Source organism: Thalassoglobus sp. (assembly GCF_048270125.1).
Lineage (GTDB): Bacteria > Planctomycetota > Planctomycetia > Planctomycetales > Planctomycetaceae > Thalassoglobus.
Map to the genome: position 1 here is coordinate 286,204 of NZ_JBLWTN010000007.1, position 25,051 is coordinate 311,254.

General features: G+C 50.3%; 17 protein-coding genes. 12 read left to right on the plus strand and 5 right to left on the minus strand.

All coding sequences use genetic code 11. The features are described 5' to 3' along the window. Positions 1-143: 143 nt before the first annotated feature. Both ACN0YR_RS11305 and ACN0YR_RS11310 read right to left on the minus strand, forming a co-directional pair. Entirely contained in the window at positions 144-1,028 is an 885-nt protein-coding gene (locus ACN0YR_RS11305) for a hypothetical protein (protein WP_417849322.1), read from the minus strand. Positions 1,029-1,035: 7 nt separating this feature from the next. Next, on the minus strand, positions 1,036-1,476 hold the full coding sequence (locus ACN0YR_RS11310; protein ID WP_417849323.1) for a helix-turn-helix domain-containing protein: 441 nt from the start codon (positions 1,474-1,476) through the stop codon (positions 1,036-1,038). Between the two features lie 163 nt (positions 1,477-1,639). Here ACN0YR_RS11310 and ACN0YR_RS11315 point away from each other — a divergent pair, with 163 nt between their 5' ends. The 12 genes from ACN0YR_RS11315 to ACN0YR_RS11370 all read left to right on the plus strand — a co-directional run bounded on the left by ACN0YR_RS11315 (position 1,640) and on the right by ACN0YR_RS11370 (position 20,075). Next, on the plus strand, positions 1,640-2,725 hold the full coding sequence (locus tag ACN0YR_RS11315; RefSeq protein WP_417849324.1) for an E2/UBC family protein: 1,086 nt from the start codon (positions 1,640-1,642) through the stop codon (positions 2,723-2,725). Then, on the plus strand, positions 2,704-4,233 hold the full coding sequence (locus ACN0YR_RS11320; RefSeq protein ID WP_417849325.1) for a ThiF family adenylyltransferase: 1,530 nt from the start codon (positions 2,704-2,706) through the stop codon (positions 4,231-4,233). Before ACN0YR_RS11315 ends, ACN0YR_RS11320 begins: the two co-directional genes overlap by 22 nt. Before the next feature lie 341 nt (positions 4,234-4,574). Continuing rightward, entirely contained in the window at positions 4,575-5,009 is a 435-nt protein-coding gene (locus tag ACN0YR_RS11325) for a hypothetical protein (protein ID WP_417849326.1), read from the plus strand. A gap of 204 nt (positions 5,010-5,213) precedes the next feature. Beyond that, complete coding sequence (locus tag ACN0YR_RS11330) at positions 5,214-6,629, plus strand: efflux RND transporter periplasmic adaptor subunit (RefSeq protein WP_417849327.1); 1,416 nt, start codon at positions 5,214-5,216, stop codon at positions 6,627-6,629. Between the two features lie 10 nt (positions 6,630-6,639). Continuing rightward, a complete protein-coding gene (locus tag ACN0YR_RS11335; protein WP_417849328.1) occupies positions 6,640-10,110 on the plus strand; it encodes an efflux RND transporter permease subunit in 3,471 nt (1,156 codons plus the stop codon). 105 nt (positions 10,111-10,215) lie between these two features. Further along, positions 10,216-10,734 (plus strand): hypothetical protein, encoded by a 519-nt coding sequence (locus ACN0YR_RS11340; RefSeq protein WP_417849329.1) that lies wholly within the window; start codon positions 10,216-10,218, stop codon positions 10,732-10,734. A 39-nt stretch (positions 10,735-10,773) separates the two neighbouring features. Then, positions 10,774-11,109 carry a hypothetical protein gene (locus ACN0YR_RS11345; protein ID WP_417849330.1) on the plus strand — a complete coding sequence of 112 codons (336 nt, stop codon included), beginning with the start codon at positions 10,774-10,776 and terminating at the stop codon, positions 11,107-11,109. A gap of 617 nt (positions 11,110-11,726) precedes the next feature. Continuing rightward, a complete protein-coding gene (locus tag ACN0YR_RS11350) occupies positions 11,727-13,205 on the plus strand; it encodes a DUF3375 domain-containing protein (protein WP_417849331.1) in 1,479 nt (492 codons plus the stop codon). Next, positions 13,198-13,821, plus strand: coding sequence for a DUF4194 domain-containing protein (locus ACN0YR_RS11355; protein ID WP_417849332.1), 624 nt, complete (start codon positions 13,198-13,200; stop codon positions 13,819-13,821). The genes ACN0YR_RS11350 and ACN0YR_RS11355 overlap by 8 nt, the downstream gene beginning before the upstream one ends. A gap of 78 nt (positions 13,822-13,899) precedes the next feature. Then, positions 13,900-17,313 (plus strand): ATP-binding protein, encoded by a 3,414-nt coding sequence (locus ACN0YR_RS11360; RefSeq protein ID WP_417849333.1) that lies wholly within the window; start codon positions 13,900-13,902, stop codon positions 17,311-17,313. Then, positions 17,313-18,473 carry a Wadjet anti-phage system protein JetD domain-containing protein gene (locus ACN0YR_RS11365; protein WP_417849334.1) on the plus strand — a complete coding sequence of 387 codons (1,161 nt, stop codon included), beginning with the start codon at positions 17,313-17,315 and terminating at the stop codon, positions 18,471-18,473. Before ACN0YR_RS11360 ends, ACN0YR_RS11365 begins: the two co-directional genes overlap by 1 nt. A 399-nt stretch (positions 18,474-18,872) precedes the next feature. After that, positions 18,873-20,075: a hypothetical protein gene (locus ACN0YR_RS11370; RefSeq protein ID WP_417849335.1), complete on the plus strand. Its 1,203-nt coding sequence runs from the start codon at positions 18,873-18,875 to the stop codon at positions 20,073-20,075. Here the strand turns inward: ACN0YR_RS11370 and ACN0YR_RS11375 are convergent. From ACN0YR_RS11375 to ACN0YR_RS11385, 3 genes are all read right to left on the minus strand, one after another. Beyond that, positions 20,056-21,390 (minus strand): NAD(P)/FAD-dependent oxidoreductase, encoded by a 1,335-nt coding sequence (locus tag ACN0YR_RS11375; protein WP_417849336.1) that lies wholly within the window; start codon positions 21,388-21,390, stop codon positions 20,056-20,058. The genes ACN0YR_RS11370 and ACN0YR_RS11375 overlap by 20 nt on opposite strands. 31 nt (positions 21,391-21,421) lie before the next feature. After that, complete coding sequence (locus ACN0YR_RS11380; RefSeq protein ID WP_417849337.1) at positions 21,422-23,986, minus strand: heavy metal translocating P-type ATPase; 2,565 nt, start codon at positions 23,984-23,986, stop codon at positions 21,422-21,424. Between the two features lie 574 nt (positions 23,987-24,560). Then, the gene (locus ACN0YR_RS11385; protein WP_417849338.1) at positions 24,561-25,040 is read right to left on the minus strand and encodes a hypothetical protein; all 480 of its coding nucleotides are present in this window, start codon (positions 25,038-25,040) and stop codon (positions 24,561-24,563) included. Between the last annotated feature and the right edge of the window lie 11 nt (positions 25,041-25,051).

Consider the following 25,051-nt stretch of genomic DNA (forward strand, 5'->3'; position numbering starts at 1 on the left):
TACCTGCTATTTCCTGCCACGAGGTGATCTTAGATGATGACCTTGTGGCAGGAGAGTCGTCCGAAATATTCACAATCCCCAACGCCCACAATTTTTTTTAGCTATTAGGTGATTAAGCATGCTTAATCATTAAATGGCAAACGTTACGCCACTGAGACGGAAGTCGCCGTTAGCGTTTTGACTGAGTGAATGAGAATGAAGACTTGGTAAGTGTTCGTGAACGCTTCTGCAAGACACTGGTTCTGATCGCCATTTTGATCGACAAATGTGACACGACGACGTCCAGACATCCTTTTTCCGTTCATTGGAATAGCTGCACCAATCTCATCACTTGGAGAGAAAAATGGGGGCCAATTCAAATCACCGAACTGTTCTTGAAAGCTCGTGGATGATAGGGTTCTTCGAATCTGACAGGTAAAGCCAAGTTCGGAATGAAGTTCTGGTCTTTCGAGTACGAGCACCATGCATGCACGGGGATGGTTTGAAACGTAGCGCCTGATCGACGAATAGACAGACGCACCATATTGCTTACTTAATTGGACCGGGACCAAGATATTAAATGGCTGCTCTGAAGACTCTTGAGTGAAACTGTCGAGTTGAAATATGACTTCAGTGGCAAAAGAATTCGCTTCGCGTTCAAACTCTTCTGCAACTTCAGGCGCGATTGTCATCTCACAATCTTCCGTGACGGCATACAGATCTTTTTGCCAAGGAAGGACTGCATGCGCGGTCTCGTGCAATTTCAGAAAGGGTAACTTTGCGACGTGCACAGCCTTATCAAGGTAAACGATTCGTGAGACAACATGGACGACCCCCAGAATTTTTGTCAGAGCACGACGAACGGTTTTTCCAGCCTTACGGCGTAATTGCTTTAAAAGACCTTCGTCTGCAAGGTCCTCGGAAGCAACTAACAGTTCCGCCGCTGCCATCACATCATCGACAGGCGTGGGAAAGACCCCCAAGGCATCTGCTTTTTGGAGAGCCTGTTCTGCCTGCTGGCGAATGAGGCGCTGTTGTCGGGGGCTCAATGAGCAATCATCCGGTTGAACCACTTTTTCCCTTCCTTGTTCTCAGAAATGCTAAATACTCGAGGAGTTTGTCTTCCTCGTCTTCAGTCAAATTTTCATTTGCGAATGTCGCGACTCGACCATGACGCTCCTCATTGCGCGATATCGAAGCGAGTCCAACCGACTTGGATTTAGGTTTCAAATACCCCACTTTTTCCATCAGTTTCTCATAGGGAACTGAATATGCCTCAGCCAGAGCGTGCAACACGCTCGGAGATGGCTTGGCAATCTTATTATTCTCAAGTTGAGACAGATATGCGTTCGAGACTTCCTTCTCCGTTGCCTCTTCGACTTCTCGCAGTGTCATTTGTTTCATGCTGCGGATGTGAGACAAATAATCGCCGAGGGATTGATCTGAGGTCGAAGAAGCCGCCACCTGCTTGCCTGTTTTCGCAGACTTCTTAGCCATGACATGCTCCTTTTCTTGGTGCTTCTAACGCTCATCGTATCGCCAAATGCTTCATTCCGCAAGCAATGCTAAGTTCTTGCTTGACATATTTAGCAGTGCGTTGTACACTGGGCGTATTGTTGGGCGCGAAGCTCAAAAATCACCTAATTGAAGGAGGTCAACAATGATGACAACGAACCAAATCTGTGGTGTGGCAAAGTGGGGCGCTGCGGTCGATGACACCCCCGTACCGATGCCACAAAGCGTTGTACCCGTCGTGGTATTGCGGGCGCAAGCTGGAATTGATGACGAATTCGTGCTTGTGCGAGATCACAACTCGCCGAACGATACAGTTTTTAGAGACGATGAAACTATCGACCTGAGTGAAGGAAATGTCTTCTACAGTCTCAGACGCTGTGAAGTGTCTCCGCGAGACGCTTGTAAGAGTGCACCCAAGCTGGCAGTCTTTGTTGATGATCGAATGGAAGTTGTCACGCGTCCCAAACAGACTGGTAAGAGCATTCTCCAGCTTTTCGGCTTTCCCCTGAATATCAAACTGTATCGCGATTTCGAAAGCCCAGAAGACTCAATGATTCCTCTTGAGCGAGAGGTCTTATTCCGGGAGGGACCGGTCTTCTATTCGCGTCAAGGAGGAGGCGGATTAAAGGTCATTATCAATGCCAGACCGTTTACAGAAGAGGACGGAGTGAAGGAGGAGATGACTGGATTGGAGATCGCGAGTTTGGTTTATCCGGAAAACCCAGAGAATACCCGCATTTGGTCCCTCGAAGGCGAGAAGCGACCTGTCGACCATTCGGAAACAATCGAGATCAAGAACTGTACGAAGTTTGAAGTCGTTCGCAAAGATGTGACGGGAGGATTCGAGCTGACACGTCTTCAGCGTGAAATTGCCGTACTGGCCCAAGGTGAGGCAAAAGTATCATTGGTTGAATCTCCTTCGGCTGTCGTCTATCACGATTTGAGTGTCATGTCTGGACTTCCCGTTGAGGAGACAGATGTCCTGGTGTTGATTCCGGGGGGATATCCCGGGCAAATGCTCGATGGAGCATTCCTTCCTGTCGACTCTCCTTTGCTGGGATGCGTGAAAGGGAGTCCGCAGGATCAGATTGTCGAGGCAGTGGGGCAGAGATGGAAACTCGTCAGTTATCACCCGCACACAAATGGAATCGGTCCTGCTTGGGATCCCACCCGTCACGGTATTCACACTTATCTCGGAGAAATCCTGTCATGGCTACACGACGCGAAATAGTAGACCCAGAATTTCCCGATATGCAGGACTCCGAATACTGTGTTGTCCGCATTCGTCGAGCTGATCTTGCACAATTGGAAAAGCACCTTTTTCAAAGATATCCATATCGAGAATGGGGAACGTTTTTTCGATTTGGGTTTCGACGCACGTCTTGGGGAATAGCAATCTGTTTTGTCGATGGGCTCTGGCCGCAAGCTGGTGAACTTGATAGACAGTCCGATCTGACGCACTTCCACGAAGACTACGCCCGGCGTGCATTCCATGCCGCCGCAAATAGCGAAGGTTTGGCGGTCGGAGTCATTCATTCTCATCCAGTTGGGTGTCACGTTTCGCCAAGTGAGCTTGATGACGACATGGATTCTTATTTCGGACAGGAAGTGTCATCCTTCAGTAACGGGAATCCGTATTGCAGTTTGATTCTCGAACGAAGTGACCGAGGTGGGCTGACATTTTCTGGTCGGGTATTTGATCGTGGACGATGGTTGCCGGTGCATGCATTGATAAGCGTTGGTCAACAAGTTGACCGATGGCAGTCTAACTTGCTGCCGATCGATGAAAGGATTCCGGAGCCGTACGAAGAGTCAACAACGGATCGCTTGCAAGCGATCATGGGGGCACCATCGAAGGAGCGGCTTGCCAAAGCAGTGGTTGGCGTCATCGGATGTAGTGGCACTGGATCCCCCGCAATCGAAGTGTTGGCTCGTGCTGGTGTGGGTGAATTCATCCTTCTTGATCCTGACAAGTTATCTCCATCAAACCTAGAGCGGGTGCATGGAAGTGAATATCGTCATCTTCAGTTTGAGCAAATGCCGTTTAAGGTCGCTTTGATGCGAGAACTGATTCTCTCAATCAATCCCAACGCCAAAATAACAGCCCTCGCTGGAAACTTGCTGCATGCTAATGCGGTCGATGAAGTCGTTCGTTGTGACCTCATTCTGGGCTGCACGGACAGCGTCCATGGGCGAGTGGCACTTGATGAACTCTCTCGTCACTATTTGGTCCCTGTCATCGACGTTGGTGTGGTGATGGATGGAAGCAGTGGTCAGGTGACGGAGCAATTAGTCAACGTGTCTTGGTTTTGTCCAGGCGAATCATGCATTTTCTGCCGAGGCGCAATCAACACCGATCACATGAACTACGAACTCATGTCTGACGCGGAGCGATCAACTAAGGAGCAAGCTGCAGCGGACGCTATCCTTCGAGGTGATGAGGTGGATCAATACTGGAAGGGACGCCCCCCTCAGCTACACACCGTCGGGTATTTAACAACCATGGCGGGTTCGCTGATGGCAGGTTATGTTGAGGGCATCCTGACCGGTTGCTTTCAGATGCCTCATGTGGAGATGCAGTTCGACATCGGGCATCCGTATTTCGGATTCGTCGAATCTCCGTTGAGAGTGAGAAACGACTGCAACTGCCAACAGCATCTCGGTTGGGCTGGTGCCGCAACTCCGTTCAAGAATGTCTCACTCCCACCACATTGGTCACAACGTGCCGTACGACTTTAACCTTTGCATTGGGGGTCGATCTATCGAATGGAATAACTCAGGGCTGCTCGGGATTTGCGGCGTATCGAGTTGCTTATTAAATCTCGCTTGCCACGAACCAGACAGAAATATTATGCAGCCGTCGTCGTCAAATGCGGTCTCCACCATCACTATTCGTGGAAGGTATTGCTTGGGGAGATTGGCAGCAACAAAATCTTATGAGTGCAGGTCCCCGAGTGAATTCCGACCGTCACCGTCTCACGGGGCTCGTTTGCCTCAATTCATAGATTCAATTGACCAGAGCGTAAATTCGATCTATGATCAACCATTCGCTTAATCGCTTCCAATCGCCTGAAGGCACAATGCAACGTACCATCTCCCTACTCCTGATTCTCCTGCTGCTTGTGAGCCAGAGTTTTGTCTCTGCTCCTCATTCGCATGCCGGTTCGTCAGTTGAGGAGCCAGTTGGTCATGCGGCTCGACCACATGCGCATCTATGCCATTCAGGTCACCGGCACACGTCCTCTGATCAGCGGGAGGATGATTTCGAGCCTGTAGTTATGGCTGCAGGCGAATGCCCCGATCATGATTCCGACGCGATTTACGTCGATGACCTGCATCTCGTGAGCAACAGTTACACCGTGCATCTTGTTCTGTCTCAGTATGCAGTCTTGTTCGTCGAGCTGGATGATTCGACTGACGGGGGAGCATCGAAGACTGCGGTTTCTTCGGTCGCTTGGCGAACTTCGCGCCCCCGTTGCGCGCTCTATCTGCAGAATCTCTCGATTCGCTGCTAAGTCTCTTCGCAGCCCCCGTCACGGATTTGCTCGTGCATCGGTCGGCTGCCTTCTTTCTGTCAACCTTCTCTGACCGTCTCACGTTTCCGTAATTGGAATGCGTTTAGAACTCGTCTGAGAAGCGTTTTCTTCAACCCATTTTCGTGTTCGCATCTCCATGGATTGGAAACATCCATCGTTGATCGCGACTTTGAGGTTCGTCATATGCGTTTCTCGAAATCATTACGCCTACTGAGTGGCGCGGTCCTCGTAGCGGGTCTTAGTGCAGCTGCATTTTTCACTCGCGACCAATGGAGACCTCTATTCGCACAAGCTCCTAAGGAATTGCATGTTGAGGATTCTGCGGCTCCTGTTGAAGAGCCAAAAGTTCTCAAACTCTCGATGCAGGCACGCAAGAATCTTGGTCTCTCGGCGAAGCCGGCCAAACCACAAACGTACTGGCGAACCATTCAAGTTCCCGGCGAAATCGTCGACCGTCCTGGACGATCTGACCGTGGTGTTACCTCCCCAGCAGTGGGTGTTGTGTTAGAAGTTCACGCTTTTCCAGGAGAAATCGTTCGTCCGGGAGATCAGCTGCTCACTCTACGACTGTTCAGCGAATACCTGCAAAAGACACAGAAGGACTTATTCAGTTCCAACAAGGAAATCGAACTCGTTCAAGAACAGCTCGACCGCCTGAGACCCTTAGCGGAGACAGGTGGCATCCCAAAGACGAAGGTGATTGATCTAGAGAATCAACTGCGTCGACAGCAAGCGGTCATTCAGGCTCATCGGCAGGATCTTCTAACTCGCGGATTGAGTCCGCACGACATCGAGAAGGTCGCGGAGGGCGAATTTATCTCAACCGTTGAGGTTGTGGCGCCGCCACCGGTTCAGATTGCAGAACGGGAGAAGTCTTCCCCGATCCAACTGACAGCATTTCAGCAGAGTGACGACCAGAAAGAGGCGTTTGCTTATGAAGTTCAGCAGTTACATGCCGAACTCGGGCAACAGGTTCAGGCCGGGCAATTGCTCTCCACTCTATCTGACCACAGTGCCCTCTACATTGAAGGGCACGCCTTCAAACGCGAAGCACCGTATCTGGAACGGGCCGCTCAAAATGGCTGGGACATTGCCGTTGAGTTTGCGGAAGATGTGGACGAACACTGGCCTGCCTTGGAACAGTCATTCGAGATCCGCTACCTCTCGAATTCAATCGACAGCGAAAGCCGGACATTTGATTTCTTCGTCCCGTTATCCAATCAGGCTCGCTCTTATGAAAAGAGCGGGGAGACTTTTATAGTCTGGCGATTTCGTCCTGGACAGCGAGTGCGACTGCATGTCCCGGTCGAACAAATGACTGACGTGATGGTTCTTCCCAGCGGAGCTGTCGTCCGTGAAGGGCCGGAAGCGTATGTCTTCCAGCAAAACGGTGACCTGTTTAATCGACTTCCGGTTCAGGTTCTCCACGAGGATCGATTGAACATCATTATTGCCAATGATGGGACGATCACTCCGGGACTTTATCTCGCACAAGGGTCTGCTGCTTCATTGAATCGGGTCCTAAAAGCCCAGGCAGCCAGCGGCATGCGTGCCGACGTTCACGTACATGCGGACGGAACCGTCCACGCCAGCCATTGAGGGAAACACTATGTTAAATGCTGTCATTCGATTCGCGCTCCATTACCGCATGCTCGTTGTTGTTATCAGTATGGCCATGCTGGTGTATGGCTCGTATCTCGCAACACAAATGCCGATTGATGTCTTCCCCGACCTCGATCGGCCGCGCGTTATTATTATCACGGAATGCCCTGGTCTGGCCACTGAGGAAGTTGAAACACTTGTCACGCAACCGATCGAGATTGCGTTACTCGGGGCCAGCGGAGTGCAAGCCGTTCGGAGTCAATCGACTGCCGGTCTAAACGTGATCTACATCGAATTCGACTGGAACACCGACATCCGCGCAGCCCGACAAACCGTGCAGGAGAGGCTCGTCACATTGGATGCCATTTTGCCGGAAGGCATCCTCCCCCAAATGACGCCACCGGCGTCGATCATGGGGCAAATTGTCGTCGCGGGGATCTATCGTCAGCAAGGCCCGGATGAGGGCGAGTTGTACCCTATCGGCAAAACAGGATTACTCGCTGAATTAGCGCCGCAATCAGGTGAGCAAGAAAAGATTCAGGTATGGCAACCTGTCGATCGACATCGACAGGCGACTTGGGAACCAGTCTCTGTTGACAATGTTTCCTGGGAGGCAGTTGAACCGATCAAGGAGGATCTTCCGATACAAGACGATCCTCAATCGACCGATGATCGTCAGGCAATCGTCACGATTGATGGAACGGAACACATCGTTGATTTCCCATCGGAGGCATCGAGGCGTTTGGCGCTCAGGACCATTTCAGACTGGGTCATCCGTCCTCGCATTCTCAAAGTGACTGGCGTTGCTGAAGCCTTTATTCTCGGTGGTGATCGGAAGCAGTATCAAGTCAGGATCAATCCGGCGGCGTTGCTGGAATACGGAGTGACACTCCAGGAGGTCGAGCAGGCCCTCAAAGAAAGTAACATCAACACGAGTGGCGGCTTTGCCGTCAAAGGAGAAACCGAACGGCCCATTCGCGTGCTTGGGCGATTGGGACCGGAACCGGATCGAGTGGTCCACGATCTCAAACAAATTCCAATCAAAGCGAACGCCAAGCGATCTGTCTTGCTGGGACAGGTTGCGAATGTTGTGGAAGGGGCCGAATTCAAACGGGGTGATGGCAGTGTCAGCGGACGGCCCGGTGTTGTGTTCACAATCGTCAAGCAACCTCACGTTGATACACGCGGCTTGACCGATCGACTGGAGCAGGCATTTGCTGAAGCCGAAGACTCGCTGACAGCGGACATTGTGATCAACTCAGAACTGTTCCAACTCCGCAACTTCATTGATCGCGGAATCTTCAACGTCGCCGAAGCGTTGGTGATTGGGGCTGTATTGGTCATTATCATTCTGTTTCTATTCCTGCTTAATTTTCGTACGACATTCATCACGCTCACCGCGATCCCCCTATCGCTGGTCATCACCACGCTAGTGTTTCGCGCAATTGGATACCTCTCCGGCACCGAACTCTCCATCAATGTCATGACATTAGGCGGGATTGCCGTAGCGATGGGAGAGCTAGTCGACGATGCCATCGTCGATGTCGAAAACATCTTTCGACGGCTCAAAGAAAACAACAGCTTGGAAACACCGCGACCGGCAATACAAGTGGTCTACGAAGCCAGTAAAGAAATTCGCAGCGCCATTGTCTTTGGAACGGCAGTTGTGATTCTAGTCTTCTTACCGCTATTTGCTCTGTCCGGTGTGGAAGGCCGCTTGTTCACTCCACTGGGCGTCGCATACATCGTTTCCATTCTGGCTTCACTATTAGTGTCTCTTACGGTCACACCAGTGTTGTCATACTACCTGCTACCACAATCAAAGGCAGCGCACGCTGAACACGATGGAATCCTTCTTCGGTCAATGAAGTGGCTGGCCAGTTATCTCATTCGCATCAGTATGGCAATGCCGACGTTGCTGTTGCTGATCACATGGATCGCAGTCGCGTTCGCCGGTTGGCAGATGGCGCAGCTCGGCAAAAACTTTCTCCCGGAATTTGATGAAGGAAGTATTCAAATCAATGTCACATTGCCGCCCGGCTCATCGCTGGATGCCTCCAATCAAGTCGCTGGTCTCATTGACCAAAAACTTCAGGAGATGCAGAAAACGGAAAAGAACCCAGACGGCGCAATCCTCCACTTCGTTCGTCGAACTGGTCGAGCGGAAATGGATGAACACGCCTCACCCGTGAATGCAGGTGAGTACATTCTCAGTATGAATCCTGAGAGTCATCACGAACGCGAAGAGATGCTCAAAAAACTACTCGACGAGTTGGGGGAAGAAGTTCCCGGCGTTGATTTGGAAATCGAACAACCGCTCGCTCACTTGATCAGTCACATGGTTTCCGGTGTCTATGCTCAGATCGCCATTAAAATTCACGGTGACAACCTCGATGTGTTGCAACAGTTGTCAGAGCAGGTCAAATCAACAGTGCAGAACATCGACGGAATCACCCCGCCGGTCATCGAACCGATTCGTCAGACGGAAGAACTTCATATTCAACTGCGAACCGATGATCTTGCCTTCCACGGAGTGACAAGGGCGTATGTCGCTACCGTTCTGCAGACCGCTCTGCAAGGCGAAGTCGTTTCGCAGGTTCTTGAGGGGCAACGCAGATTTGATCTACTCGTGCGTCTGGAAGAAGACTACCGCACCGATTACGCCAACCTCGGACGGTTGCGCATTGACCTTCCCGATGAGCGCGGACAAATCGAGTTGCGCGAACTCGCTGACATCGGTCCAGGAACGGGACCGAATGCAGTCAACCGAGAGAATGCCAGACGTCGGATGGTCATCCGTGCCAATACTCAGGATAGGGACTTGGCAAGCGCCGTTACTGAAATTCAGCAGCGCGTCGATCGTCAGGTCAATTTGCCCGAAGGTTACTTCATTGAATACGGCGGTCAATTCGAGAGCCAACAACGAGCCACTCGTACAATTGCGATCCTGGCTGCGGTCTCGGTGATCGGCATGTTCGTCGTATTGATGATTCTCTTTCCGTCAGTCCGAATTGTTTTGCAACTGTTGAACGCCTTACCCACGGCCTTCATCGGAGGTGTGCTGGCGTTGGTTCTCACCAACCAGTCATTGACCGTCGCGAGTCTCGTCGGATTTATTTCTCTGGGAGGGATCGCTGTTCGTAACGGCATTCTGCTGGTTACACACTATTTCCATTTGATGAAGAAGGAAGGCGAAGGCTTCAGCAAGGAAATGATTCTCCGTGGCAGCCTGGAACGGCTGGCCCCCGTCTTGATGACCGCGCTGACCGCAGGGATGGGACTACTCCCGCTTGTACTCGGTGGTCAAGAGCCGGGCCGTGAGATCCTGTATCCCGTCGCGACAGTGATCCTGGGAGGGTTAGTGACATCAACATTCTGCGAGTTTTTGATCCATCCCGGCATTTTCTGGAGATTCAGCGGGAAAGACGCCCTCGCTTTGGCCCGACAAGGAGACTCAAACGATCACATAATCCCATAAATCAAATGTCGAAGAAACGATTCACAAAAAGCGTCCAGTAAAACTTCTCTTTCTGTCTATGCAAAGTCGTGTAGACGTCACTCACATTAGACCAAGGTTATAACAATGAAGAACTCTCGTAGCTCACTGTTCACAGTTGCAGTACTTACATCCTCGATGCTGGTTGGCTGTCAGAATGAGCCTGCCGAACAATCGGCCTCTCAGGAAACAAACGCATCGTCCGAATCGGACCATGGTCACCCGCATGAAGGCGAAGGAGCACATGGACATGGTGCCGGCCCACATGATGGAACTGTCGCCGACTGGGGAGGCGGGAAGTATCACGTCGAATTCACGGTCGATCATGATAAAAAAGAGGCGACCGTCTATGTGCTCGGCAGTGATGAGAAAACGCCCGAACCGATTGCTGCGGAAAATATTCTGTTAACAATCAAAGAGCCCAAACTCCAGACAGAACTTCAGCCGGTTCCCCTCGAAGGCGAGACCGATGGTAAAGCCTCGCGGTTTGTAGGCACACATGATGGGTTAGCGACTGTCATGGAGTACGAAGGCACGATCAGCGGAGAAGTTGACGGCACGCCTTACGCCGGGAATTTCAAAGAGGAAGCCCACGATCACGAATAAGCGACATTTCAGAATTCAGAAGAACTCGGGAGAGAAACTATGTGGTGGATAGCCGTCATTGCGGGACTTATCGTCGCTGGCGTTTCCCAGCTCGCCGAGCGCTTTCCACGACTGGGAGCGCTTCTGCTGACCCTGCCAATCATCAGCATCGTTGCGTTTGTTGCCGTGTGGAACAAGGAGCAGGATCTCACGACTGTCTCCCGCCTCGCGCGGGAGACACTCATTCTTGTTCCACTCGGTCTCCCGTTTTTCATCCCACTCGCAGTCTCTGATCGCCTTGGCCTGGGATTCTGGAGTTCGTTTGCCCTCGGCGTTCTTCTCGCTTCAGCGACAATCAGTCTTTGGTTTTGGCTGGGCCCAGAAGCGACGAAATAGGGGATTGTCGTACTTCTCAGTCTAAGTTGGTGGGAGATCGGCTTCAGATTGATCGTTGTGATGAAACTCACGAGGTCGTGAGCGACTGACCGCAGCAGAAACTTTCGGCACGGTTCCCACTATGCCTTCTGCTCGCAGTCAGTCAGCTCCGTTTCCATAAAGAATAGCCCGAATCGAATGAATTTCCCGATCGTCTGTCACATTTACGGATGTCGGGAGGGGCGACTGGAAAACATATTGAAAGAACGAACTTTGATCCAACGGGACTCAGTGCAGAACTTATTGAATAGCATCAGCTCGGGTGATTATTCTGCCAAGTGAAAAGTGTTCATATACACCTCGATTTATCAACATCTACAGAATCATCCATCGAGCCTTGTTTGCTGATAGCACAAGTATGATGGGTTGCTCGTGGGAGCGAATCAACAATACATAAAATTGACCATTTCAAGGAATCCGAGAGTTTAGGCATTTCTCAATTTCTCACGGAAGATTCTACTTCACTCGAATTTACTCAAACCGTTTGATATCATCAGGATCGGGACAAAAAAGAAATGGAGGGCTTTCAATGAACGTGGTGGGATGCACGTGATGATAACACATGTTGAGCTGGGCCTATGCAACTCACCAAATTACTGGTCTATTTTGATACTTCACCAGCGTTGAGCTTGCTGCGGTCATCGAACGCGCCATTCATTATTGATTTTCTCAATCAGCAGTTCAAACAGGGCGAACGGATTTCCTGGGCTCATTCTGATCTCGTTACCGCTTTGATCGCTTACCAAGAGAATTTGCAAGAGACTGATCCCGGAAAACTGCCGTCTCGCGCAGATGCTTATCTAGCTGAGTGGTGTTCCAGCGAAACTCGGTGGCTCAGACGATTTCTGGAAGCGGATGCAGACGAACCAAGCTATCAGCTGACTCCACATACTGAAGACGTTGTTGCGTTTCTGGATCTTGTTCTTGGTAAGGATCTCAATTTCGTCGGAACCGAATCCCGACTCAAGCTTGTGATCGACTTACTCGCGAATCTGGTTGTCGGTTCGTCAGACGATCCCGAAACTCGCTTGCAGCATCTGCGTAATGAACAGAAGAAAATCCAGGATGAGATCACTCAGATCAAGCAGGACGGTGTTGTTGCGACATATCGACCTGATCAAATTCGAGATCAGTTTGCTACCGCTGTTTCAATTCTGAAACAGTTGCAGGGAGATTTCCGCGCTGTCGAGGAATCGTTTCGAGACATTACACTCGAAGTCCAACAGCAGCAAGTCGCTGGGCTCGCAGCTCGCGGTGGGATTCTTGAATACGCACTCAACGCAGAAGATGTCCTCAAGAAAGACGATCAGGGCGTGAGCTTCTATGAGTTCGTGAACCTCATTCTGTCGCCAGTACAAACTGAACAGCTCGAACGGATCATCGCTGAGATTCGCAAGATTCCTGAACTGAGCAACCAGCAGGAAGGAATGGAGACGGTACGTGGAATGGTCACTTTGCTGCAACGTGAGGCAGAGAAAGTCATGCGGACCAACCAACGCCTTTCCACGACCTTGCGACGCCTGCTGGATGTGGAGGCTCACGCAGAGCGACAGCGAGTTGCGCAGCTTCTTCAGGAGATCCGAGGGTTGGTGGTTTCGCTGGACGACCAGCATGACTGCGAAGATGTCGGTTTGACGGTAGAAGTCAATGCAGCGGTCGATTCACCGTTTCGTCGCACGTTCTGGACGGAGCCGACCAAGCTGGAGGTGGTCGACCTCACTGAATTCCAACCGGATGAAGCCGAAAGAACGGGTGTCTTCAAGCAGTATGCAGCCATGCATCGCCTGGACTGGAGTGCGATGCGAAACCATATTGATGAGTTACTGAACCTGAGACCTGCTCCGACTCTTGCGGATCTGCTCGATGAGTATCCACCGACCTCGGGAGCGGTCGAAGTTCTGGGTTATCTGCAAATCGCGAAAGATGACAATCATCACATTGATGCGACAGTCGAAATTCCATTATCGATTCCACCGATCCAGGGCAAGGGAAACTGGATCGAGGTGCGGGTTCCATTGGTCACCTTCTTGAACAAGAGGAGGCATGGTCATGCGTGAAGATTTCCCGAAATTTCAAGAGTTCAGCATTCCGGCAGTCCTGTTGTTACGCGGGGTCGTCTATGCAGAAGATGAACGCGTTTGGAACCTGCTCCTATCGAATACCTCTCGGTTAACTGACTACTTTTCTCGGCTGGGGCTTGTCTTAATTGTCAACGAGTCCGAAGGCATGGCGTTCCTCCGCCAGATGTCCGATGAAGAAACGCCTGAGGGGTATGATGTCATACCCAAACTCTTCCACACTTCGCGACTGAGTTACAAACAGTCGATCCTGTGTGTTCTTCTGCGCGAAGAGTACCGACGCTTCGAAGAGGAAGAGGCACACGACGAGAAATGCGTGGTGGACGAATCTGCATTGTTTGACCAATGGAAAGCCCTTCGTCTCTCCCCAGGGGATGACGTAAAACATCTCAAGGAGATGCGGGCCACCTTCAAGCGACTGGATGACTTCGGATTCGTGCGCAGATTCAGCGATGATCCACCGACATGGGAAGTCCGTCGCATTTTGAAGGCACGTCTCCCAGCCGCAGAACTGGAGAGTTTGAAAGATCAACTGCTCGTGAAAAAAGAAGAACAGGCAACGAGTCGGATCAGTCTGGACGAGGAGATTGAATAGTGCCAAACATAAATACTCAGAGTCAGCCCGATACCCAGAAATGGTCTGTATTCCAGCTAAAACGTTTGGAGTGAATGTATGATGAATCAAGCGAACGCACTTTTTGACAAATCAGACTACGTGTCAGCCACGTTTTCGCAGTCTTCGGGGTTTCGCTTGAAGCGACTCGAACTCTTGAATTGGGGGACATTCGACCAGCAAGTTCATACGGTTTCTCCAGAGGGACAGTCGACACTGCTGGTCGGTCAGAATGGTTCGGGAAAATCGACACTGGTCGATGCAATTTTGACGTTACTGGTCAAGCCTGGTGTCCGCAATTTTAACGTTGCTGCAGGTGCCAAGAAACGAGAACGGACAGAGCGAACGTACTTCGAAGGAGCCTTTGACCGAAATGCGGATGGAGACAGTAATGGGATCAAGACTCGCTGCTTGAGATCGAAAAAGAAACACTATTCGGTCCTCCTGGCATGTTTCCAGAACAATGACGACGGAGCAGCCTTCAGCTTGACGCAGGTTTTGTACTGGAATGGGCAGAAAGTTGACAAAATTTACTGTTTCTCGGATGGCGACCGAACGATTACTGGTGATTTCTCACAACTGGACTCCAGCGATGGAATTCTTAAGGCCATCAAAGATCGCGACTTTAAGGCAACAAAGTCATTCACGGAATACGAAGGCTGGTTTCGGAAAATCACGAAAGTGAAAAAGAAGGCCATGGATGTCTTCAATCAGACCGTGGCTGTCAAGGACATTGAAAATCTCAATGAGTTCATCCGCAATCACATGCTGGAACCGCATAACTGGTCAGAGCGTCTGGAAGCATTGCTGGCGCACTTCACTCAGTTAAATGAGGCTCATGCGAGTTTAATAAAAGTCCGTGACCAGCAAGCCCTGTTGGAACCCGTTGCCAAACACGGTCAGGAGTACACCAGATTCAACGTGAAGCTTGATAAAGCCATCAGGAAATCCCAGGGGCTGGATGCGTTCTTCGCGCAGAAAACAATTGAGGTCTTCGAACCGGCCCTCAAAGATTTTCAACAGTCACTCGTTGAAGTGCGCGAACGAAAGAAAAGTTTCAAGCAAGAGCTTGATAGAGTTGAAGAAGAGCAACGACGCATTAAGAACGAGATCGAAAATGAGGGTGGTGATCGACTGAAGATGATTCCGTTGCTGATTGACAATGCCTCTTCTGAGTTAAAGCGGAAACGAGAACGGTACGACCTGTACCAAAGTGCATTGACTCGAACTGAATTGAACACGCGTGTGACGTGTGAATCTGACTTTCAGAAAGTGCAAGAGTTCATTTCAGATCAACGCGGTCAACTTGAAGCAACGATCAAAGCATATGAGGAGAACAGAACGGACCTAGTCATAAGTCGTGGTCAAGTCCGCCAAGAGCGGAGCGAGTTATCAATCGAGTTGGCGAGTCTCGAAAGACAAAAAGGAAACCTTCCCGAATGGTCCGTTTCGCTGCGAGAGGGTATCTGTCAGGAATTGGGGCTGAGTGAGAAAGAGTTGCCGTTCGTCGCGGAACTCATCGCAGTGCAGGAGAACCAGCGAGAGTGGGAATCATCGATCGAAAAAGTCTTGCACAGCTTCGGTCTCAGCCTCCTAGTTCCAGATCGATATTATCACATGGTGAGTCGTCATGTTGAGCAGACCAAGCTCATTGCACGAGGACGCGGACAACGCCTCATTTATCTGCGGATCAGTGAGCATGCAACCTTGCAGAACACGACCGATCTCGATCCGGCTTCCATGCTTGGCAAGTTACGTTTCAAGGAAGGTCATTCATTATTGCCCTGGGTCAAGGCTGAGTTGGCTTCTCGTTTTGACTACCGCTGTTGTGAGTCAATTGGAGAATTTCAACAGGCATCTGGCTTAGCGATGACACTATCGCGGCATGTGAAAACTGGAAGTAAACGCCACGACAAAGATGATCGCGATCAACTTCTCAACAGAAGAAACTTCATCCTGGGTTGGGATAACAAGGACAAGAGACAACAGATCACCGCGAGAATCGCCGAGCTTGAGGAAAGCGATCAGCAAACGACTCAGAAGATCGCAGCCATTGATACTGACCTCGGTGCTATCCGAAACCGCATTCATGCTTGGAATGACCTGCAAGCATTTAGTGGTTTCTCAGAGATTGATTGGAAACGGGATCAGCAGACAATCGATGACTTGAAGGCTGAGAAGAAGACCATCGAAGAGAATTCCGATGCCATTCAGTTTCTTCGGGAACAGGCTGCAAAGTTGTCCTCCCGTCGCAAGGGATTGGAGTCTCAGAGAGACGAGTCCATTCGTGATGAAAGCGGACTTGAGCGGTCAATTCAAGACGCGGAGAAGCTCATCCTCAACGCGGGGAATACGATCAACGAATACAAGAAGAACGATGTTTGGGATCAATTCCAGTCCACATTTGAAGAGTTGGAATCTTCCGTCGATGAAAGTTGTTTTTCCATCGAAGCACTTCTCCAAACACAAGATTCTCTCCGCAAAAGTTTGGAGAAAGAGCAGATCGCACTGCGTAAAAAGCTCGACCCCATCGAAGAGCAGTTGACGCAGGTCATGTCGAAGTTCACCAGGAAGTTTCCCGAGGAAGCCGACCTGCTTCCGCGAGTTACGTATCTGGACAGTTTCCTTGGATTGCGTCAGCGAATCATTGATGAGGATCTGCCACGACATACAGATCGCTTCAAAGAACGACTCAATGACACAGTGACCCGAGAAATTGGTCTGTTCCGAGCCACCCTGGAGAAAGAACGACGTAACATCGAAGACAAAATTGAAACGCTCAATCTTTCGCTCAGGCAACTTGACTTTCGCGAGGGGACATACATTCAGCTCGATCCCAAACGGGTGAACAATCATGAGATTGTCGAATTTCAACGGCAGTTACGCGAGTGTGTCGAAGGGAGTTTTGAAGATTCTGCAGAGGCGAACGAAGCCAGGTTTGTACGAATACAAAAACTTGTCGTCAAGCTTCAGGATGAAGGTCATCGTCGCTGGCGAGACAAGGTCGTCGATGTCCGCAACTGGTTCGACTTTCTCGCCAATGTGATCGATGAAAAGACACTCGAGCAAGTCTCCAGTTACGACGACAGCACCGGGCAATCAGGTGGGGAAAAAGCGAAGCTGGCGTTTACGATTCTCGTGGCTGCCATTGCGTACCAGTACGACCTCGATCCCAGCGAGCCTGACGAACAGCGATTCCGTTTTGTTGTTGTCGACGAAATGTTTTCCAAAGTTGACGATCAACATGCCGAGTACGCTTTAAAGCTCTTCCGACAATTTGGCCTACAGTTGCTCATCGTCGCTCCGCTGGATGCGAAGGCCTGCGTCACTCAGCCGTTTGTGGGGAGTTATTTGCATGTCACCAAGAAAAATAATCGTTCAGAAGTCTTCCAGATGACAGCGAAGGAGTTTGCTCAATACGTTGATGCAGCAGACGAGAATCGAAGCAGCAACTCTCATAACCGTAAAGATTGATGATTCATCCAAATGACATTCGCCAGAAAGCGAACAATCTTTATCCCAAGTTCCAACTGGTCTGGCTTGATGGTGATGAATTCTTTCCCTGTCTCATTCCAGCTGATCGAAAATTGCCTGACGATCCTGCCGCAGCCATTCATGCTGTGCAGTTGCTCAGAAGCGAATCAAAAGCAGAAAAGGGATTTGGATATTCGATTGACTGGCGAGAACGAACTTCGCGACGACATGGAAAGAATCTGGTCCCTGAAAAAATCTTCTTCTCAACTCAGATAGATTTCTTACGATTCATTGACAAGGAAGACGAGTTTGAAAACTTCACAAGTGCCGTGAAGATCATCCGTCAACATTACCCAAAAATTGAACGTTGGATGCGGTCCAATCGAAAATTGCTCGCTGATTCTGCTGCCGATGTCGAAGGACTGATTCTTGTGGTTGACTATTTACGAGCGAACCCTCGCCCTGGCCTTTTCGCACGCGAGCTTCCCTTAAACATTGACACGAAGTTTATTGAACGAAATCAACGCATTCTGCGGGGATGGCTGGATCTCTTATTGCCGCCAACTGCGATTCGTGCCGACGAGCAGCACTTCGCTCGCCGCTATGGATTGCAATACGATCAACCCCGTCTGCAAATCCGCTTTCTCGATCCAACGATTCAACAAGCATTCGGAAGTCCTTGGACAGACTGTTCCATTCCTTTAGAGACATTGGCAAAACAAAATGTCGATTCGGCCAACGTGCTCGTTGTCGAAAACAAAACCTGTTTGATGACACTTCCAAATCTGCCGAACACCCTTGCCATGGGAGGCATCGGAAATGCGGTCGCAGACTTTCGCCTCATCCCGTGGCTGCACCAATGCACCATCTGGTACTGGGGAGACATCGATGTCGATGGTCTCTCAATTCTCTCCCGTTTTCGCATCCATTTTCCAACTGTGAAAAGTCTTCTGATGGACATCGAAACTTTGTGTCGTCATCGAGAGCAACTCGGGCAGCGAGTTGAGCCGACAAAAGAACCTTCGCCACCCGTCAATCTGACGAGTTTCGAGAGGGCTGCCTTCGACGTTTGTCACTCCGAGTTCCTGCGAATCGAACAAGAACAGATTCCCAGCACGGATGTCATCTCAATTCTGGAACGACTCTTCCCAAGAGATTGACTGAGAATCGTCCTTGCTCCAACACTAACCATCACAAAAATTACCGGAAAACCTACTCGCATAGAACGATGTATAGGACCATGTACACATTGCCATGCGAGAACATTGTCTGTTAATCTATGACACGCAAATATTGCGTAACCATCTTCGATATAATGGCTTACGAAACGGTCGCTACCACAGAGAAAATTCAACAATTCAGGCTGGTCGGTAAGCGACCGTTACTATCGTCTGACGGAAGCCGATTTGCTTATGTGACTGGGATGAGATTTTGTGGTGAAAGCAGAAGTGAATATGAGCAATTTATTCCGGATTGTTTGTCTGAGTATGATCGTTTCACTAACCGGTTGTGATTCAGCGGAAGTGGTTCAATCGTCGGAATCCGAGAGTTCCGAATTCATGAATCAGCCAGCTGAACTGAGCCGAACAGAACAGCAAAGTTCGAACAGCAAGGACGCATCGTCAGAAGAGATATTTCGGCAACGCTTACTCCCAATTTTCTCTTCACCAAATCCGTCGAGCTGTACGGAGTGCCATCTCAGCAGCGTTGCATTGAAGGACTATATTCGACCAAGTGCAGCAGAGACATTTTCAGCGTTGGTAACGCAAGGGTTGGTCAACGTTGATGATCCGAAGGACTCGAAAATCCTCACCTTTATCAAGCGGGCTCCTGACAACTCCTCTTTGGTGCAGAAGAAAGTGCGGCAGCAGGAATTTGATGCATTTCGTGACTGGATTCTGGTAGCGGTTGCCGACCCCAACCTCGTCTCAACTCAACCGTCCAAAGTTCGTGTTGGGCCCAAGGTATCGGACGAGGTGATTCGGCATGCACGCATGGATCGAGTACTCGCTTCGTTTATCGACAACGTCTGGACAGAAGTTGGCCGATGTGCGGCGTGTCACTCCCCAGACCAGAATCACAAACAAGTTGCGGAGCATGGCGAGCAGGTTTCGTGGATTAAATTGAACGACCCAATCACCTCGATGAAGTACATGACCGATAACGATCTCATCGATGTGGAAAATCCTGAAAAGAGTTTGCTGCTGCTCAAGCCCACAATGCAGATCGAACATGGTGGTGGAAAGAAAATGGTCATAGGAGACAGGACCTACAAACAATTTCGACGATTTATCGATGACTATGCCGCAATCATCAAATCCAAGTACACTTCTGAAGATCAGCTTCCGAAGCCTTCAGTAGAAGTCTCAATTGTCACAGACATCTGGATGAAAATTGAAAATATTCCTGAGCAATACGACCAACAATTGATGCAGGTCGACATCTATCAATGGACTGAGGACGAGTGGTCGGAACATCGTGTCGCGACGTCTGACCGTTTGGTGTTCGGGAAGGGAAAACTTTGGCAACATTCATTGAGTCTCACCGCTTTTCGTGAGTCCGAACGAGCCAAGCAACTGCACCAGAAGAGCCTTTCTCCGGGACGGTATCTGGCGAAGGTGTACGTAGACCAAACAGACAAGCTAAAGAAAGAACCGTTTGCGAGCCTCAATGAAAATGATTTGATCACTGAGATCGAGTTTCAAACGCAATGGAAGCGTGGGTATGGTCGGATGACAAAAATTAGCTGGTCTGATCGATAGCTTTTGAAGTGTCAGCTTCATTATCGTTGTGCGTCGGATGAGTGATCAGTCTCGCAGCGCGGTTGTATGTGAGATAGCTGTAGGCCCATTGGATGAGGATCAACACCCGATTCTGAAACTGCACAATCTGCATCAGATGGATCGCCAGCCACAGCCACCATGCAAAAATTCCACTGAACTTGAACTTCCCGATCTCTGCAATTGCCGCCTTCCTTCCGATCGTAGCCATTGAGCCAAGATCGCGGTAATGAAATCGATCTTTACTTTTACGTCCCAATTGCCGTAGTTGGATCAACTTCGCCACAAACTTAGCTTGTTGAATAGCAACCGGTGCAATTCCTGGTAGAGGGTTGTCCTCATCGTTGGTGACATGTGCGAGGTCACCAATCACAAAGATACTCGGGTTCGTCGAGAGAGTGAGATCGTCGCTGACGAGAACACGCCCCATCCTGTCCGTCTTACAGTTTGCGGCTTGAGCAAGTTTTCCACCCAAAGGGTTTGCTTTCACGCCGGCTGCCCAGATGACGGAATAAGTGGCGATCCTTTCAGTGCTGCCTACATGCTCGACCTCGACGTAGTCTTGTTTGATCTCAGTTACCTGTGTTTTCGTTCTCAGCTCAATTCCCAACTGACGAATTTTCGATTCTGCTTTCGAGGTGAGGTCTGGCGGATACGAGCTGAGAACTTGATCACCCGCTTCGACAAGAATGATCCGTGCTTCGCTGGGGTCGATGCTTCGAAAGTCATTGACAAGTGTGTGTCGAGAGATTTCCGCGAGCGCTCCTGCCAGCTCTACCCCCGTCGGTCCACCTCCAACGATCACAAACGTTAACCATTCACAGCGATCCTTTTTACAAGCTTCACGCTCTGCCTGCTCGAAGCACCAGAATAATCGGCTGCGAATCGCGGTCGCGTCCTCAATCGATTTCAGCGGTGGTGCGTATTTTTGCCAAGAATCGTTACCAAAGTAACTTGGAGACGCTCCCGCTGCGACAACCAAGGTGTCAAACCGACACCGGTCGTCTTGCAGGATGACCTCATTTTGTTCGAGGTCGAAGCCAGTCACTTCCCCCAGCAAGATTCGACAGTTCTTTTGCTTACCAAAGATCGACCGCAAAGGAGCCGCGATATTGGCTGGCGAAAGCCCCCCCGTTGCGACTTGATAGAGAAGTGGCTGGAACAGGTGGAAATTCCGTCGGTCGATCAGTGTAACATCGACATCGGCCTTCTTGAGTCGACGAACCGTCTCCAGCCCGCCGAATCCACCACCAATGACGACAACTTGATGCCGTTGCCTTTCATTTAAATCAATCATCAACTTCAACTCGATTCAATTTGTTCACTGCTCATCCATCCAGCCGGACAGTTCGTAGTCGCAAAGAGTTCGCAATGACAGAGACGGAGCTCAAGCTCATCGCCGCTGCCGCGATCATGGGGCTCAACAAGATTCCAAAGAATGGATAGAGGAGACCTGCTGCAATCGGCACTCCCAGAGTGTTATAGATGAATGCGAAGAACAGGTTCTGGCGAATGTTCTTCATTGTGATACGGCTCAGGCGAATTGCTCGTTCGATCCCACGCAGGTCTCCTTTAACGAGTGTTACACCAGCGCTCTCGATCGCGACATCGGTTCCAGTTCCCATTGCGATCCCCACGTCAGAGGCAGCCAGGGCGGGAGCATCGTTGATTCCATCGCCCGCCATCGCGACGATCTTGCCCTGCTTTTTTAATTCCTCAACACGATTGTGCTTGTCTTCGGGGCTGACGCCTGCTCCCACCTCGTCAATATTAAGTTGTTTTGCGACATGCTGCGCAGTCACTTCGTTGTCGCCAGTGAGCATGGCGATCTTGATACCGAGTTTGTGTAGCCCTTCAACCGCTTGCGGCGTTGATTCCTTAATCGGATCGTTGACAGCCAATAAACCTGCGAGCTGGTTGTCGATCGCAACATGCACAACGGTGCTTCCCTGAGATCGCAACTCGTCTGCTTGTTGCTGCGCTTCATCAACTCCGGTAATGCCGTTTTGTTTGAGGAACACCGGGCTTCCGATCAGCAGATTTTGGTTGTTGACCTTCCCTTGGATTCCCAGGCCTGTTGAAGAATCAAACTCTTCAACCTCTGGAAGGTCGAGTCCCTGCTCGCGAGCGGCTGCGAGAATCGCTTCACCGAGCGGATGTTCGCTTTGCTGTTCGAGCGAGGCAGTTATTCTTAACAGTTCTTCTTTACTCACCTCGCTAAGCGAAATTACATCGGTGAGTCGAGGACGACCTTCGGTGAGTGTTCCGGTCTTGTCGACAATCAGGTAGTCGACTTTCTCTAACACTTCGAGCGACTCGGCATCTTTAATGAGAACGCCTTCCTTCGCTCCTCGTCCGACCCCGACCATAATCGACATCGGCGTTGCCAGCCCCAGTGCGCAGGGGCACGCGATGACCAGCACGGCAACGGCATTCACAAAAGCATACGAAAATCGTGACGCTTCCGGTCCAAAGATTGCCCAGAGAACAAATGTCAACATGGAGACCAAGATCACAGCCGGTACGAAGTATCCCGAAACAGTATCGGCGAGTTTTTGAATTGGTGCTCGGCTTCGCTGAGCGTTGGCGACCATTTCAACGATACGAGACAACGTGGTTTCGCTACCGACTTTTTCTGCGACCATTTCAAAGGAACCAGTCTGGTTGACCGTTCCTCCGATAGTTTGATCGCCTTCCTGTTTACGGACCGGGATCGGTTCGCCGGTAATCATCGATTCATCGACGGTGCTGCTTCCACTCACGACCGAACCATCAACGGGAATCTTGTCGCCGGGAACGATGCGGATTCGGTCGCCTTCGACAACCTGATCAAGGGGAATGACTTGTTCTTGACCGTCGCGTACGACCCGAGCCGTGTCTGGAGACAGCGACATCAGTTCGCGAATCGCTCCGCTCGTCTGTTTGCGTGCTCGAAGTTCAAGAACCTGCCCGAGCAAGACTAAAGCGATAATCATCGCTGAGGCTTCGAAGTAGACGGGAACTTCACCATGAGTCAGGAAACTTGCGGGGATCAGATGTGGAAACGACATCGCGAAGATGCTGAAGAAGTAGGCTGCTGCTGTTCCCATCGCGATGAGGGTGAACATATTCAGGTTGCGGGTCTTCAGTGACCGGACACCCCGAACCAGAAACGGCCAACCGCACCAGAAAAACACCGGTGTCGCCAGTATTAGTTGCGTCCAATGAGACGCAGTGACTCCGATCCATGACTTGATCGGTATCCAGACCATCTCTCCCATCGCGAGCAGCACGATGGGAACTGTGAGGACAACCGAGATCCAAAAGCGACGCGTCATCGAATTCAGTTCGGTGTCATCTTCCTCGTCGTTGACCACAATTGTCTTCGGTTCGAGGTCCATTCCACAGATCGGACAATCACCCGGTCCCTCCTGTTCGATCTCTGGATGCATCGGACAGGTGTAGATCGTTTTGCTCTCGCCGCGATAGGAAGGATTGCGTTCCAACGCCATGCCACATTTTGGACAGTCTCCCGGCAGATCGCTCTCAACTCCAGGACACATCGGGCAAATGTATTTCGCCTCGCTGGAAGCATTTGGAGTGACCAAACTGGTCTCTCCTCCATGGCAACAATCGGGAACCTCGGCTTGTTCTGCGACTTGTGAGGTTTTCGATTCCTCTCCGCCACAGCATTCACTCTGCGCTGAGTCCTCCTGATTCGTCTCAGAACCTGGACTGCAACAACTTTCCATCACTGAAAGATCCGTTGCTAGAGACGGTTTCTGTCCATCATGTTGGTGTAGGAATTTCGTCTGACAGTGCTCGCTACAGAAATAGAATTTGTCGCCATCAACAATTGATGCCAAACCAGACTCTTCATTGACCTGCATGCCGCAAATTGGGTCGATTGCCATGGAGATTACCAGGATCTTTCAAGAAAAGATTCTTTTAAAATAAGGGCTTCGATACTGATTTCAACAAACTCAAGTGATTTTGTAGTTCGTGCTAAACGTGTTTGAGATATACGCTTTCTCATGTCGCAAAATAAAACCATCTCTGTAGTCACCGTGTCATTAACGGCGAAGCTACAAAGATGGATCAAGGATACGCAACAATTTGTCATGTGAATTAGTGGCAACTTGGACAACTCCCCCCAGAGCTATATGACGAAGTCCGATTCGTCGATCCTTCGGGAATAGAAAGATATGTTGCATCCGTAGGTGCAGAAGCAATAGGTGCTCCGGTCACTACGGGCGACGTTGCGTATGTTGCATTTCGGGAGCTCTGACAGCCAGACGATGCTGCCAGCAGAAATCCGCCTAAAAACAAGGCTGCTAAAGTCGTTATCTTCATGATTTGAGTCCTTTCAAAATCGAGTCGTTGATTGTGATGCCAAAGATTTTCTACAGGAAAAATAAGAAATGAAGGAATCGCTGACACTCCGTTGCCGACGATTCCTCAAGAGTCAAAAGCAATCAGGTCGGAGGATTACTTGTGCTGATGACTCGGATCCCGCTTCATTGATGCAGTCAAGTAAGTGTCAACTCGTCCCAGAAACGTTTCTGGATCGGCTGCGATCTTTTTGGAACAGGGAGGGCAGCAGATGTAGACCACTTGACCATTGGTAATTGTCCATTTGGGGTTGGCAGGCAACGGTTTTTGCATCACGGGACACTTGCCTTGTGCTTGAGCGATGTTTGTGTGAATCGTTGCCCAGTGTTGAGGATTGATCTGCTTTTGCGTACAGCCTTTGCAGCACAGGAAGATTTCTTCTTTCTGTTCTCCAACGGCAACCTTAATGGGTGCTCCCATGCTGCCGAGCTTTTTCCCTGTGACCGGACAAATCTTTTGTGCCGTCGCACGCAAATGGTCCCGCTTGGCATGATCGTGAGCATGGCCATCATCGGCTTGAACGGATGATGCCAAAATGGCAAACAGTGACATCGCAACGAGTGAATACGGTTTCATTCTTCTTCTCC

Excerpts from the sequence above, each read along its gene's own strand:
- ACN0YR_RS11320 (WP_417849325.1), top strand. The coding sequence starts at position 2,704 with ATGGCTACACGACGCGAAATAGTAGACCCAGAATTTCCCGATATGCAG.
- ACN0YR_RS11315 (WP_417849324.1), top strand. The coding sequence starts at position 1,640 with ATGATGACAACGAACCAAATCTGTGGTGTGGCAAAGTGGGGCGCTGCG.
- ACN0YR_RS11370 (WP_417849335.1), top strand. The coding sequence starts at position 18,873 with ATGAATCAGCCAGCTGAACTGAGCCGAACAGAACAGCAAAGTTCGAAC.
- ACN0YR_RS11385 (WP_417849338.1), bottom strand. The coding sequence starts at position 25,040 with ATGAAACCGTATTCACTCGTTGCGATGTCACTGTTTGCCATTTTGGCA.
- ACN0YR_RS11335 (WP_417849328.1), top strand. The coding sequence starts at position 6,640 with ATGTTAAATGCTGTCATTCGATTCGCGCTCCATTACCGCATGCTCGTT.
- ACN0YR_RS11360 (WP_417849333.1), top strand. The coding sequence starts at position 13,900 with ATGATGAATCAAGCGAACGCACTTTTTGACAAATCAGACTACGTGTCA.
- ACN0YR_RS11340 (WP_417849329.1), top strand. The coding sequence starts at position 10,216 with ATGAAGAACTCTCGTAGCTCACTGTTCACAGTTGCAGTACTTACATCC.
- ACN0YR_RS11325 (WP_417849326.1), top strand. The coding sequence starts at position 4,575 with ATGCAACGTACCATCTCCCTACTCCTGATTCTCCTGCTGCTTGTGAGC.
- ACN0YR_RS11310 (WP_417849323.1), bottom strand. The coding sequence starts at position 1,476 with ATGGCTAAGAAGTCTGCGAAAACAGGCAAGCAGGTGGCGGCTTCTTCG.
- ACN0YR_RS11375 (WP_417849336.1), bottom strand. The coding sequence starts at position 21,390 with ATGATTGATTTAAATGAAAGGCAACGGCATCAAGTTGTCGTCATTGGT.
- ACN0YR_RS11365 (WP_417849334.1), top strand. The coding sequence starts at position 17,313 with ATGATTCATCCAAATGACATTCGCCAGAAAGCGAACAATCTTTATCCC.
- ACN0YR_RS11345 (WP_417849330.1), top strand. The coding sequence starts at position 10,774 with ATGTGGTGGATAGCCGTCATTGCGGGACTTATCGTCGCTGGCGTTTCC.
- ACN0YR_RS11380 (WP_417849337.1), bottom strand. The coding sequence starts at position 23,986 with ATGGCAATCGACCCAATTTGCGGCATGCAGGTCAATGAAGAGTCTGGT.
- ACN0YR_RS11350 (WP_417849331.1), top strand. The coding sequence starts at position 11,727 with ATGCAACTCACCAAATTACTGGTCTATTTTGATACTTCACCAGCGTTG.
- ACN0YR_RS11355 (WP_417849332.1), top strand. The coding sequence starts at position 13,198 with ATGCGTGAAGATTTCCCGAAATTTCAAGAGTTCAGCATTCCGGCAGTC.
- ACN0YR_RS11330 (WP_417849327.1), top strand. The coding sequence starts at position 5,214 with ATGCGTTTCTCGAAATCATTACGCCTACTGAGTGGCGCGGTCCTCGTA.